General features: G+C 58.5%; 12 protein-coding genes. 4 read left to right on the top strand and 8 right to left on the bottom strand.

Annotation, left to right across the window (positions count from 1 at the left end; translation table 11 throughout):
• Positions 1 to 27 precede the first annotated feature (27 nt).
• Both H8K27_RS12000 and H8K27_RS11995 read left to right on the top strand, forming a co-directional pair.
• Positions 28 to 876 (top strand): head GIN domain-containing protein, encoded by an 849-nt coding sequence (locus H8K27_RS12000; protein WP_186863403.1) that lies wholly within the window; start codon positions 28 to 30, stop codon positions 874 to 876.
• A gap of 373 nt (positions 877 to 1249) precedes the next feature.
• On the top strand, positions 1250 to 2371 hold the full coding sequence (locus H8K27_RS11995; RefSeq protein WP_186863402.1) for a substrate-binding domain-containing protein: 1122 nt from the start codon (positions 1250 to 1252) through the stop codon (positions 2369 to 2371).
• A 148-nt stretch (positions 2372 to 2519) separates the two neighbouring features.
• On the opposite strand, the gene H8K27_RS11990 is transcribed toward H8K27_RS11995, so the two are convergent.
• From H8K27_RS11990 to H8K27_RS11975, 4 genes are read right to left on the bottom strand one after another with little or no spacing between them, the layout of a single operon-like run.
• On the bottom strand, positions 2520 to 3779 hold the full coding sequence (locus H8K27_RS11990; RefSeq protein ID WP_186863401.1) for a TolC family protein: 1260 nt from the start codon (positions 3777 to 3779) through the stop codon (positions 2520 to 2522).
• The gene (locus H8K27_RS11985; RefSeq protein WP_186863400.1) at positions 3776 to 4111 is read right to left on the bottom strand and encodes a DUF3240 family protein; all 336 of its coding nucleotides are present in this window, start codon (positions 4109 to 4111) and stop codon (positions 3776 to 3778) included. The genes H8K27_RS11990 and H8K27_RS11985 overlap by 4 nt, the downstream gene beginning before the upstream one ends.
• 6 nt (positions 4112 to 4117) lie before the next feature.
• Positions 4118 to 7246 carry an efflux RND transporter permease subunit gene (locus H8K27_RS11980; RefSeq protein WP_186863399.1) on the bottom strand — a complete coding sequence of 1043 codons (3129 nt, stop codon included), beginning with the start codon at positions 7244 to 7246 and terminating at the stop codon, positions 4118 to 4120.
• Positions 7246 to 8445 (bottom strand): efflux RND transporter periplasmic adaptor subunit, encoded by a 1200-nt coding sequence (locus H8K27_RS11975; RefSeq protein WP_186863398.1) that lies wholly within the window; start codon positions 8443 to 8445, stop codon positions 7246 to 7248. Before H8K27_RS11975 ends, H8K27_RS11980 begins: the two co-directional genes overlap by 1 nt.
• Before the next feature lie 114 nt (positions 8446 to 8559).
• On the opposite strand from H8K27_RS11975, the gene H8K27_RS11970 reads away from it, so the two are divergent.
• A complete protein-coding gene (locus H8K27_RS11970; protein ID WP_186863397.1) occupies positions 8560 to 9240 on the top strand; it encodes a response regulator in 681 nt (226 codons plus the stop codon).
• Positions 9237 to 10622 (top strand): ATP-binding protein, encoded by a 1386-nt coding sequence (locus tag H8K27_RS11965; RefSeq protein WP_186863396.1) that lies wholly within the window; start codon positions 9237 to 9239, stop codon positions 10620 to 10622. The genes H8K27_RS11970 and H8K27_RS11965 overlap by 4 nt, the downstream gene beginning before the upstream one ends.
• A 63-nt stretch (positions 10623 to 10685) precedes the next feature.
• Here the strand turns inward: H8K27_RS11965 and H8K27_RS11960 are convergent, their stop codons facing one another.
• The 4 genes from H8K27_RS11960 to H8K27_RS11945 all read right to left on the bottom strand — a co-directional run bounded on the left by H8K27_RS11960 (position 10686) and on the right by H8K27_RS11945 (position 13059).
• Positions 10686 to 11246, bottom strand: a complete 561-nt coding sequence (locus H8K27_RS11960) for a carboxymuconolactone decarboxylase family protein (protein WP_186863395.1) — start codon at positions 11244 to 11246, stop codon at positions 10686 to 10688.
• 152 nt (positions 11247 to 11398) lie between these two features.
• The gene (locus H8K27_RS11955) at positions 11399 to 12238 is read right to left on the bottom strand and encodes an AraC family transcriptional regulator (RefSeq protein ID WP_186863394.1); all 840 of its coding nucleotides are present in this window, start codon (positions 12236 to 12238) and stop codon (positions 11399 to 11401) included.
• A gap of 54 nt (positions 12239 to 12292) precedes the next feature.
• On the bottom strand, positions 12293 to 12529 hold the full coding sequence (locus H8K27_RS11950) for a GDCCVxC domain-containing (seleno)protein (RefSeq protein ID WP_230419224.1): 237 nt from the start codon (positions 12527 to 12529) through the stop codon (positions 12293 to 12295).
• 11 nt (positions 12530 to 12540) lie between these two features.
• On the bottom strand, positions 12541 to 13059 hold the full coding sequence (locus H8K27_RS11945) for a hypothetical protein (RefSeq protein WP_230419220.1): 519 nt from the start codon (positions 13057 to 13059) through the stop codon (positions 12541 to 12543).
• Between the last annotated feature and the right edge of the window lie 230 nt (positions 13060 to 13289).

Raw genomic sequence — 13289 nt, 5'->3', positions numbered from 1 at the left:
AATTTATCTGAATGAAAGGATTACATCATGAAACATATCTTGCGCACCGGCGTCACCTTGCTGGCTTTATCCGTCGTTCTCACAGCGGCATCGGCTCTGGTGATCCGCGCCCACGCAGCAACGGTCGCGGCCAGCGCTGCCGTTGCTGCGGGGCCATCCGCCAGCGGCAATGCAGCCAGCGGCGCGCTTGCCAGCGAACGGCGCGAAGTGGAAGCACGGATCGTGAATGTGGTGATGAGCGGACCGCTGGACCTGCTGCTGCGGCCGGGCGCCACGCCGGAGCTGTTCATCAAGGGTGACCCGAAACTGGTGGCGCGCGTGACCACCCGCATCGAAGGCAATACGCTCTATGTGGCGACCCGCGGCATTTTCATCTCGCTCGGCAAGAGCGAGGCGACCCGGGTTGAACTGACGTTGCCGGCGATTGAAAAACTGCAGTTCAGCGGCAGCGGCGACGGCAATATCAAAGGCTTCAAAGGCAGCAAACTCGATCTGCGGATGCACGGTTCCGGTGACGTGATGCTGGAGGGCGAATTCACGCAGTTGCAGGCGAATATGAGCGGTAGCGGCGATCTGCAGTTGCAACTGGACCGCAACGACATGCTGGAGCTGAATATGCTCGGTTCGGGCGACGCTCTACTGAAAGGTCAGGGCAAGGCGCTCAGCGCCAGATTGTCCGGCTCCGGCAATCTGAATGCGGCGGCATTCCGCCTGGCAACGCTCAATGTGCAGTCGATGGGTTCCGGCGACGCCAGGGTCAGCGTCAGCGAAGAGGTGAACGGGCGGCTGCTGGGCAGCGGCGACTTGTTTATTCAGGGAAATCCAGTGCGCCGCCAACTGGAAAAACACGGTTCCGGAGACATTATCTGGAAATAAAACGGCTTAAAAACGAAAGGAAATGTTGTAAATAGTAATCAGACCACTCAATGTTGCCGCACGGAACAAAATTTTGAATGGCTATATTTATTTTATATAGTTCAAAATATTGTTCAGATTCAATTGGGTTGAATTAAATTCCATATCGTTAATCCTGGTACAGAAACTCTATTCATTTGGAAAAATTTTCTGCAATAATCAACGCAAATGTAAATATTTGTTGCAAGTTAGATTGGCGCGGAACATTTCTGAAAAGTACCTGTCGTCGTAGCGTGTGACAGGGTCAGGCTCAATGCCGGTGTCAGTCTGGAAAAGATGAAATAGTACCTGCGTGTTTCACGCAGGTTTTTTTTAACCTGACCGACCGAGAACCATGATCGCGATTCCTAGTAATATTCCTAGTAAGACTCTGACTGTGTTGCTGCTGGCGTTAAGTTTCATCTCCGGCGCCGCCACAGCCCAGGAAAATCCCATGCAATTCATGAGCCGTGCGAATGCCAAGGTCGCCCGTGCTGCTGCATTGAAAAACAAATGGGAAGGGCCGGTCGAAGGACCGAAAATCCAGAAGAAAAAGAAAATCATCTTTATTGCCGGCGACATGAGCGACGCCGGTATTGCCGGTGTGTTCCACGGCGTGCGCGAAGCCGGTGCCGCGGGTTCGTGGGAAACCCTGCCGATTGATTGCCGCGGCCGCTGCAACCAGGGGGCGGCTATCATTACCCAGGCGCTGGACATGAAGGCTGACGGCATCATTCTCGCCGGTGTCGATGTCACCACCCAGGCCAAGGGCATGGCGGCGGCGGCCAAGGCCAAGGTTCCGGTCGTCGGCTGGCATGCTTCCGTCAAGAATGGTCCGACCGACGGGCTGTTTACCAACATCACCTCCAATCCCAAAGAAGTGGCGCAGGTTGCGGCTCTTTATACGGTCGTCGATTCCAACAGCAAGGCGGGTATCGTCGTTTTCACCGACTCCACCAATCCTTATATGGCAGCCAAATCGGCAGCGATGATCGAAACGCTGAAACAATGCGAAGGCTGCCGCATCCTGAGCGTGGAAGACGTACCGCTGAATGACGCCTACCTGAAAATGAAAGGCGTGGTCGAAGCACTGGTGAAACGCCACGGCACCAAATGGACGCATACCATCGCCGTCAATGATTTTTATTTCGACCTGCTCGATTCCCCCTCGGTGGCGCCGCTGGTGGCTGCGAACAAGCTCACAGGCATTTCTGCCGGCGATGGCTCACCGGCGGCGTATCGCCGGATTCGCGCCAACGGCATCCAGACCGGCACCGTGCCCGAGCCGCTGGCGATGCACGCCTGGCAACTGGTGGATGAATTGAACCGCGCGATGTCCGGCGACCAGCCCAGCGGTTATGTGACACCGGTGCATCTGGTGACTGCGCAGAATATTGCTTATGACGGCGGTGCGCGCAACACGTTTGATCCGGCGAACGATTACCGCAGCCATTATCAGCAGGCATGGTTCCGTTAAACCGGTGCGTATCCGGCGCCGGGCTTTTGCACGGCGCACCGAATACGCACTGAATACAGACTAAGTTGCTCTCAAAAAAAGGCAGCCATGCGCTGCCTTTTTTGTTCTCCGTGACAGTTTTAAGAACTGCACATATCCCGGAGCCTGTTCAGTCCACCGTCCACAGCCGGTGTGCATCCAGCTCCAGCCGCGCATGCGCCTGCAAGGCATCGAGCTGTGCCGTGGCGGCAGTCAGACTGGATTCGAGCGCCATGCGGCGCGTCTGCAGGGTGTCGCTGAAGGCAGCTTCACCCAGCTGATATGCCCGCATCATGGTCGCCGCCTGTGCCTGACTTTGCTGCTGCACCTGCTGCTGGCTTTGCCAGATGGTGTACAGATGTCCGGCCTCCCGGGTGACGCGCTGTGCATCGCGCAGGACTTTCATGCGGGTCAGGCTGTGTTTTTCCGCCGAGATGCGTGCCCTGACCTGCGCCATGCTGCTGTCCGCCGTCCGTCCGCTGCCGGACAGGGGAATCGAAATACTGATACCCAGCAAGCGTTCCTGACCATCGCGTTCGCGTGAGACGCGGATACCGATCGTCGGGTCGGGCATGGCGTCGCTGGCGATCCGGCTGGCCTGCATGCGGGACAAGGCGGCTTCTTCCTCCGCCAGTTCCAGCTCATGGTTATCGTCCATGATCAGGTCGATCCAGGCATTCTGGCTGAGACCGGCCGGTAACGGCGCGGGCAGCGTCTGGAGCGGCACCGGTTGCAAACCGGGATAACTGGCGCTGAACAATTGCATCTGCTGTTCTTCCCGCATCTGCGCCTGTTGCCATTGCGCTGCCAGCCGCTGGAGTTCGGTGTCTGCCTGCACCAGTTCAATCTGTGCGGCATCACCGGCCCTGACCCGTTTTTCTGTCAGTTGCCGCAGCTGGCGCGACAGTTCCAGCTGTTCTTCCAGTTTTTGCCGGTAGACGCTGGCGCGCAGCGTGTCGAACCAGTCGCTGAGCAGTGTCCGGCCTGCTTCGTGCCAGGTATCGGCATAGGCGAGTTGCGCCAGGCTGACCTGTTTTTCGCCGATGGCGGCATCTTTTCCGGCTTTACCGAACCAGCGCACCGGGCGTTCCAGCGCGATTTCCTGATCCTTCAGCGACTGGCCTGTGGCTTCGGTACGCCGTGTCTGGCCTGTGCGCAGCACCCATTCATGGCTTCCCGATTCCAGTTTCTGACGGCTGGCCGCTGCCATGTCCTGCTGCAGGCGGGCGGTGCGCAGAGCCGGCAGGTTTTCCAGCGTCTGTTGCACCGTTTGTCGTGGCGGCAGAATGGCGGACAGATCGGCCGGTATCTCGGCGGGTGGTGCTGCCTGTGCGCCGGATGCCAGTGTCCCCAGCAGTGCTGCCAGCAGGAAATAGCTGCGCCGCTTCATGCCAGCCTCCCGAACGCCAGCAATGGCGTGATCCAGTAGGCGACGTCAGGACTGGGAAGCTCTTTTTTCAGCAGCGCCAGCAAATGCAGCAATTGCGGTCTGGTGCCTGCCACCAGGATCAGCTTGCGTTTGCAGCGGCCCTGTACTTTTTCCATTGCGCTCAGCAGACTGACCCCTTGTCCCATGCCTTGCGCATCAATCATGGTAAAGCCGCTTGCCAGCGCCGGATGCAGCAGCAGAAAGTCGGCGATTTCTTCTTCCAGCGTGCGGGGAATCGCCAGATGCAGCAGCGCATCTTTGATGGCGTCAGCGTGTGTTTCAGTGTGTGTCATAGGTGTTCATTCCGGTAAGTGGTGCGCCGAGTGATTTTTTTCCGTTAAGGCTTTGTTGCCATCCGCCGCGCCGGTGACGGGCGGAATGCCGAAGCGTTGAAACAGGATAGGCAGCAGGATCAGCGTCAGCAGCGTGGCCGAGACCAGTCCGCCGATGACGACGATCGCCAGCGGTTTCTGGATTTCCGAACCGGGCCCGGTTGCCATCAGCAGTGGTATCAGACCAAAGGCGGTGATGCTGGCAGTCATCATCACCGGGCGGAAACGGCGTAATGCCCCTTCTGAGACAACTTCCGGCAGCGGGATGCCGCGTGCCACCAGCTGATTGAAATAACTGATCATCACCAGGCCGTTGAGTACCGCAATACCCATCAGCGCGATGAATCCGACCGATGCCGGTACCGACAGATATTCGCCCGTTACCGCCAGTGCGATCACGCCTCCCACCAGCGCGAACGGAATATTCACAAACACCAGCAATGCCTGCCGGATGCTGTGCAGGGTGGTGAACAGCAGCAGGAAAATCAGGGCCAGCGCGACCGGGATGACAATCGCCAGCCGTGCCGCCGCACGCTGCTGATTTTCAAATTGCCCGCCCCAGCTCAGGCGGTAACCGGCAGGCAGTCTGACCTGCTGGGCGACTTTGATTTTCGCTTCCTCTACAAAGCTGACCAGATCGCGGTCACGCACATTGGCGCGCACGACGGTGAGCCGGGACGAATTTTCACGTTCGATTTTGACCGGCCCTTCGAGCACGCGCAGATCGGCAATCTGCGAGAGCGCAATCGCCTGACCGTCCGCCATGGGCAGCCGCAGCTGGCGGAACAGTTCCGGCGACATCTGAATCTGGTCGCTGCCGCGGATCAGCAGCGGCAGGCGCTGTCCTTCCTGAATCACCACGCCACTGATACGGCCTTCTACCAGCATGCGCAGATCATTCTGGATCTGCTCCACGCTGAGCCCCAGTCTGCCTGCTGCTTCGCGCCGGATATCGACCTGCAGATACTGTACGCCGTCATTGTTGACCGTCAACACATCCTGACTGCCGCTGATGCCGGAAACCACCTTCACGATCTGTTCCGCCAGACTGCCCAGGGTCTGGGTGTTCGGGCCGTAAATCTTGATGGCCAGGTCGCCGCGCACGCCGGACAGCATTTCCGATGTCCGCATTTCAATCGGCTGCGTGAAGCTGAAATTGAGGCCGGGGAATTCGGCGGTCACATGGCGCAACTGCGCGATCAGTGCCTCTTTATCGTTGACTTTCCATTCATGGCGCGGCTTCAGCACCAGAAAGGTATCGGTTTCATTCAACCCCATCGGATCGAGCCCCAGCTCATCCGAGCCGGCGCGCGCCACGATGCTGGTGACTTCCGGCACCCGTTCCAGAATCCGCAGCTGGATCGCCTGATCGATGCGGGCCGATTCCTGCAGATTGACCGAAGGCAGTTTTTCAATCTGCATGATGATGTCGCCTTCATCCAGTACCGGCATGAAGGATTTGCCGATAAAGGGAAACAGGCAGGCTGTCAGCACCAGTACGCTCACCGCAGCGATACTGACCAGACGGCTGTGCCGCAGCGCACGGTTCAGCAGGGCGCGGTAGGCGGCTTCCATGCGCTGCACCAGACGCGGCGAACCTTCGTGTTCCTGCTTGAGGAAAAAAGAAGACAGTACCGGGATCACCGTCAGCGACAGCAGCAGCGACGAGGCCAGCGCGAAGATCACCGTCAGCGCTACCGGGATGAACAGCTTTCCTTCCAGCCCCTGCAAAGACAGCAAAGGCAGAAACACGATCATGATAACCAGCATGCCTGCCGTGACCGGAACAGCGACCTCCTTGACGGCCCGGTAAATCACGTGCAGCCTCGGCAACACCGGCTGGCCTTGGTTTTCACTGTGCGCTTCCACATTTTCCACCACCACCACGGCCGCATCGACCAGCATGCCAATCGCGATTGCCAGCCCGCCAAGCGACATCAGGTTGGCCGACAGTCCGAAACTATCCATCAGCAGGAAGGTGCCCAGCGCAGACAGCGGCAGGATGCAGGCCACCACCAGCGCCGAACGGACATTGCCGAGGAAAAGATAAAGCAGCACCACGACCAGCACAGTGGCTTCCGCCAGCGCTTTCTGCACCGTATTGACGGCGCGTTCGACCAGATTGCCACGGTCGTAAAACGGCCTGATGACGGTGCCTTTCGGTAAAGACTGATTGATCGTGACCAACCGTTCGCGCAGCTGATTGACCAGTTGCTGCGCATTGGCACCGCGCATCGCCAGCACCAGTGCTTCCACCGCTTCGCCCTTGCCATCTTTGGTGACCGTGCCGTAGCGCGTCAGCTGACCGGTGCGGACCGTGGCGACGTCGCCAATCCGAATGGCATTACCGCCGCGCTGTGTGATGGCAATCGCCCGCACATCGTCGAGTGTGCGGATATTGCCGTCACTGCGCACCAGCAGCGATTCCTCGCCGCTGGCGAGACGGCCCGCGCCATCATTGCGGTTGTTGCTCTCCAGCGCTGCCTGCAACTGGCTCAGCGACAATTGCCGCGCCGCGAGCGCGTCGGGATCGGGAATCACCTCGAAACTTCTGACCATGCCGCCGAGCGAGTTCACATCGGCCACGCCGGGAATATTGCGCAGCTGCGGCCGTATCGTCCATTCCAGCAGACTGCGTTTTTCCATCAACGACAGCGGCCCTTCGATTGTGAACATGAACACTTCGCCCAGCGGCGTGGTGATCGGTGCCAGACCGCCGCTGACGGCGGCAGGCAGGTCTTTCATCACATTGCCCAGGCGTTCGCTGACCTGCTGGCGCGCCCAGAACACATCGGTGCCATCCTGAAAATCGAGCGTGATGTCGGCGATTGCATATTTGGACTGGGAGCGCAGAATCACTTGCCGGGGGATGCCCAGCAATTCCTGTTCAATCGGCGCGACGATGCGTGCCTCGACTTCTTCCGGCGTCATGCCGGGCGCTTTCATGATGATCTTGACCTGCGTGGTTGACACATCCGGAAACGCGTCAATCGGCAGTCCGCGGAAAGCCTGGTAGCCGGCGGCAATCATCATCAGCGTGGCGACTGCCACCAGCAGGCGCTGCGCCAGGGAAAAAGCAATCAGACGTGACAGCATTATTGTCCCCCGCCTTCTTCAGCGCCCAAGCCTGCCAGCGCGCCTTTGAGCTGCACGATACCCTGGGTGGCGACCTGGCTGCCGGGCTGCAGCTGTTTGCCGGGTGCGCTCACCCAGGCATGGCTGGCATCCTGGCTCAGCAGACTGACTCTGACGGCTTCAAAACCTTGCGCATTTTTGAGAAACACATAATGAACCCTGGCGCTCTGGAACAGGGCGCGCAGCGGAACGCCGAGGCTGCCGGGAGCCTGTTGTGCCGACTGATGCACGGCTTCGACAAACTGGTTCAGCTTCAGGCACTGGCTGTTTTGCGTGACTTGCGCCCGGATCAGGACAGTCTGGTTACTGCTCTGGACATGCGCCGCCACGGCATTCACCTTCGCTGTGGCGCAGTTGCTGACTTGCAGCAGGTCTCCCGGGCGGATTTGTGCCGCCTGCTGGGCTGAAGCCTGCAATTCCAGCCACCACGGCGCGTCTTTGCTGATGCTGGCGACCGGCATGCCTGCTTCGATGCGCTGTCCCGGCCTGACCTGCATTTCGCTCAGCGTGCCGCCTGCGGGTGCAGCCAGCACCAGCACCGGGCTCAATTGCTGCTGAGTCAGCAGGTTGTGGATGGCGGTTTCGCTCATGCCGGCGCTGCGCAGGCTCTGGTAGCGTTCTTTGGCGGCAATGTCGGCCTGCAGCGCCGCTGCCCGGCTGTCCTGCAGACGGCTCTGCGCAATGATGCCTTCCTTCAGCAGCGCTTCGTCGCGTTCCCGCTTTTCCCGCGCCAGTTTTGCCTGTGTCGCCAGTTGCAAATATTCGCGCTGCATTTCCATCAGCGGCTGGCTGAACAGGCTGATCAGCGCCTGCCCGCTGCGCACAGGCTGCAGGGCGCTGGCATGAATTTCCCGCACCACGCCGCCCACCATGCTGCTGACCACATTCACTGCGTTGGCCGAGGCGATCACCGTGCCGGACAAATGCAATCCACCCTGATTGACGGCGCCATTCGTTGCCGGAGCACTGATCACGGCTTCGGTTTTCACACCTGCGCGCAGCAGCTGCTCAGCATTCAGGCTGACCTGATGACTGCCGGCGGCAAACGTCTGGGTGCACAGCAGAGCCGAGGCCAGCGCGGCAAGACGCAGGACGGGCAGTATGGCATCCGGTAAAGAAGCTGGTGAAGGAGGGAAAAAGGAGTGTTTGTTCGTCATCATGCAAAGCTCCACTTTGGAATGGGGGCTATTCTGAGCGGAAGAACTTAAGAACTTCTTAACAACCGGCAGTTACAATGCATTGCATTCGCAACAGCCATATCAGGAGAAAAGTCCGTGCGTGTATTACTGGTCGAAGATGATCCGCAACTGGGACGCGCCACGCAGATGGGGCTGGATCTGTCCAGCTATGCCACCGACTGGGTGCAGACTGCCGATAGCGCACGGTCTGCGCTCAGGTCGCATGACTATGCCTGCGTGCTGCTTGATCTCGGTCTGCCGCAAGCGGACGGCATGGTTTTGCTGCGCGAATTGCGCCAGAGCGGTTTTACCAATCCGGTGCTGATCGTGACCGCGCGCGACCAGATTCCCGACCGCATCGCCGGGCTGGATGCCGGCGCCGATGACTTCATCATCAAGCCGTTTGATCTGGATGAGCTGACGGCCCGTATCCGCTCGGCCTGCCGGCGTGCGCACGGACGGGCGCATGAAGTGCTGCAGCACGGTGCGCTGGCGATGGATATGGCGGCCCGGCAGGTCAGCCTGCATGGCCAGTCCGTACCTCTGACGGTCAAGGAATTCGGCGTCTTGCGGATGCTGCTGGAACACACAGGCCAGGTGCTGACCCGCGAACAGCTGGAAGAAACGCTGTACAGCTGGGGAGAGGAAATCGAAAGTAATGCGATTCAGGTGCATATACATCATCTGCGGAAAAAGCTTGGCAAGGAACTGATCCGCACCATTCATGCCGTCGGTTATGTGATCGACAAAATCCCGGCTGGCGAGGGGCAGCCATGATGCGCGCTGAAGCGGCAGGCTGGTCCCTGCGCCGCACCCTGCTTGGGCTGGTGCTGTCACTCACGGTCACAGTCTGGTGTTTCAGCGCCGTGGTGGTGTATCTGGATGCCGATACCGAAAGCCGCGAGCTGTTTGACCAGTCGCTGGCCGAAACCGCGCATCTGCTGCTGTCGCTGGCGAACCATGAACTCGCCGAACATGCCGGGCGCACCGCTCCGGCGCTGGCGGAATCCAATAATCAGAAACATAACCAGTACCTGCTGTTTCAGGTCTGGGACGGGCAGCATCATCTGATCTATAAAAACACCGGCGCGCCGGAAACCCCTTTCGTCACAGACGGCGAGGGCAGCGAAGGTTTCGGCTGGATCAGGATGAACAACCAGCAATGGCGCAGCTATACCAGCTGGGACAGTGCGCATAATCTGCAGATTCAGGTGGTGGAGCCGAGCAGCCACCGCAAAGAAATCAGCGGCCGTTTTGCCTACAAGCTGCTGCTGTTTGTGCTGCTGATCGTACCGTTGCTGGTTGCCGGCCTCTGGTGGCTGGTGAATCGCGTATTTCGCAGCCTGCGGCAGGTCACGGACGACGTGGCGCAGCGCATGCCGAACGATCTGCGGCAATTGCGCCTGGCAGATGCGCCGGACGAAGTGCAGCCCCTGTTGCATGCGCTGAACCGCCTGTTTGAGCGCGTCACCCAGAGCCGTGAACGCGAGCAGCGTTTCACTTCGGACGCAGCCCATGAATTGCGTACGCCGCTGGCTGCCATCAAGACCAATCTGCAGGTGATCCAGAAAACCCGTAACCAGCAGGACCGCGAAGAAGCGCTCGCCGGCCTGACCGCCAGCATCGACCGTGCCACCCGTCTGGTCGGCCAGCTGATGACGCTGGCGCGGCTGGAGCCACCCTACGACAAGCATTTGCCAATGCTGCCGCAGGATCTGGCGAGTTTGCTGCGCGATGAATTACCGGCATGGCAGCAGCAGGCGGACAAAGCAGGTATCCGGCTCGACGCCAGTTTGCAGACGGCGCTGGTGCGGATGGACCGCGACAGCCTGCTGATCCTGTTCCGCAACCTGATGGATAACGCATTGCGCTACACCCCGGCCGGCGGACAGGTGCAGCTGTCCTGCAGCAGGCAGGACGATCAGGTCTGTCTGCAGATCGCCGACGACGGGATCGGGATTCCGGAAGAGATGCGCGAACGGGTCTTTGAACGGTTTTTCCGCTTATCCGATGCCAACACACCGGGCAGCGGGCTGGGTCTGTCGATTGTAAAAAACATCGCCGACACCCATCAGGCCAGACTGTCATTGCAACAGGGGCTGCACGGACGCGGTCTGTCGGTGTGCGTGCTGTTTGACGCATATTCACCGGAAAACTGAGTGCAACCGCAGTCCGTCGTTGCGGACGGACTGCGGTTGCCGTACAAAATTACCAGGAATCACTCATTCGATTTTGTAAGCAGCAAAACGATCATCGACCTGTGTTCCAAAAGCATGGTTGGAATAATTGCTCAGCACTTTGACGGCAATTGCCAGGACAATATAAAGGATGTGCTGCTCCTGGTAGCCAGCATGCAGAAATGCTGTAAGCTTTTCATCAGCAGGACGGCCATTGGTACGCACCATTTCCTGCGTCAGTGCATAGAGCGCAGCCAGCTTGTGATCCGGAATCGGTGTGCCCTGGCGGATGGCGCTGAGTACCGCAGCCGGGACGCCGGATACTTTGTCAGCGATCATGCTGTGCGCTGCGGTACAGTAGCTGCAGCCATTGACCTGGCTGACTGCCAGAAACACGGTTTCCTGCTCGGCAGGTGTAAAACCTGATTCACCCCGGAACAGGCCATAACCGTGCAGGTATGTACTCAGGACGGCCGGAGCATTGACCATATTGGCATACATGTTCGGAATGAAGCCGACTTGCTGACGCGCAGTATCCAGCATTTCTTTTTGCTGGCCTTGTGCTAAAGCGTGGTCAACGGCAGTAAGGGTTTGAAGATATGACATGGACGGCTCCTTGATATGGAATGAGTGATGACGTAACCGCTGATCTGGCATTGCTATTGATCAGCCTCACTGTATGGTAAAGAGTCAGGGCGCTGTCAGGATGTTTCAGCGTCTCAGAATCTTGTCCCGGCGTCTCGGTTTTACCTGTTGTGTCATTTTTCATGCATGTCAGACTGTGCTTTCAGCCAATCTGACGGTGACATACCGAGTTTCCGCACAAAGGCATGGTGTAATGCGCTGGAACTGCCGTAACCGACGTCCAGTGCCACCGCTTTGACCGGGCGGCCACGCGCCAGCAGACGTTGTGCCAGCATGATACGAAAGGATGTCAGATAGTCGGCGGGTGGTTTACCGACAACTTGGTGGAAACGATCGGCAAAGCGTGCGCGAGACATACCCGCTCTGGTTGCCAGGACGGCGACTGTCCAGTCCAGCCCGGGATTCTGGTGGATCGCTTCGAGTGCTTTTGATAACTGAGGGTCTGCCAGCCCGGCAAGCGTGCCGCCAGCGATCACACCTCGTTCCAGGCAGTAGCGCAGCATCCTGATGATCAGAATTTCGCAGAGTTTGTCGAGGATAGCTTGTCGCCCACTGCGGTTTTCAAAAGCTTCTTCAAACATCCATGCCAGAATCGCGTTGATACCGGGTATCTGATCCAGTGCAATCAGCACCCGGTCGGGCAGCGAGTCTGAGATCGGTTGATGAACGCTGTTGCCCAGCACAATGCTGGCGCAGACTACGTCGGCACCCGCACGGTCATTCGCCAGTAACCTGTGTTTTTCGGGTCTGGGTAAAAATAACAGGGCAGGCTGAAGAATCGTGATGGCGGGCTGACCGGATTCAAGCAACTGAACCGGACCATTTTTGATCAGATGCAGATGCCCATGTGTCTGATCACGTTCAAAATCATGTAAACCACAGATATTGCCAGTGTAAAAAACACCGGCACGCAGGGAAAAATAATTCAGCAGATGATCTAAGGGTTCATGCACGATGCGCAATGTTTCCTGATGAGTTGAGCGGAATATGGAGATTCCCCCAGGTATTCATGTTTTTTCTGCTGCAGGATGACAGCATGATTCCCTGTCCTGCACCGGCGGGCACTTTACGCTGCCAAAACTGCAGAATACGCAGCAGTCGCCGGGCAGGGGGCGCAGCACCGCATGGCAGGCGCTGCATTCATGGAAAAACTGGCAGGATGCGGTGGGCATTTCAAGCAATTCGGCATGGCCGCACACCGGGCAGGTCAGGCTGGAATGGGTCTGCATGTGGGCGGATATCATGGCGTTTTTCCTTATGGCTGGCGGGCGGCACTGATTTCGCCATCCAGAATAAAGACGCGGTCAGTCGGGTTGACTGATTTGATATGCAGGGTGCCGGCGCCTTTGAGTCCTTTGAAATTGCCGGTACCGGAAACCACTTCCCAGAAGCCGTTATCATGGATTTCCGGTTTGCCGTCCTTGCCGGGCAGGAACACGGCACGCACCGTCCATTTGAGATAAGCGACATTGCCTTCGCCTTTCGTCACCACCAGATAGCCGCTCGGGTCGCCGGCGACGCCCGGCACGATGTCATGGCGGCCATATTCAACGATCTGCGCGCCATCCAGCAGGCCGGTGCCGCTGGCCTGTCCCTCACGGCGCACCATCAGCACGAAGTGACCGGAGCCGTCTTTAAAGTCCAGCCTGATCTGTTCTTTCGGAATCATGGTGGCCTGCACATTCAGCGATTCCGCTGCTGCAGTGCCTGCAGCCAGCGCCGCAACAGACAGGATCAGGGCGCGGAGGCCGGAAAAACGGAGTGTATTTGTCATGGAAATCCTTTTCGTGGGTGAACAAAAAATTAACCGGAATACAGCCTGGCGAGCCTGCTGCTCACAATATAGACGGTAAATCAGACCGGCGTATGACTGCTGAATGACCAGTGATTGAGCGCCGTCAATCAGCGGCACACGACCGGTTTGGAAATGCCGGCTGGAGCTGGTTGTGCATAAGAGGCGGCATGAAGGCAAAACGGTTCGCGGACTGAGAAAAATATCCTCAT

This window comes from Cognatundibacterium griseum, assembly GCF_014284195.1.
GTDB classification, from domain to species: domain Bacteria; phylum Pseudomonadota; class Gammaproteobacteria; order Burkholderiales; family Burkholderiaceae_D; genus Undibacterium; species Undibacterium griseum.
Note: the sequence above shows the minus strand (reverse complement) of the source record. Positions and strands in the feature narration are given on the sequence as shown.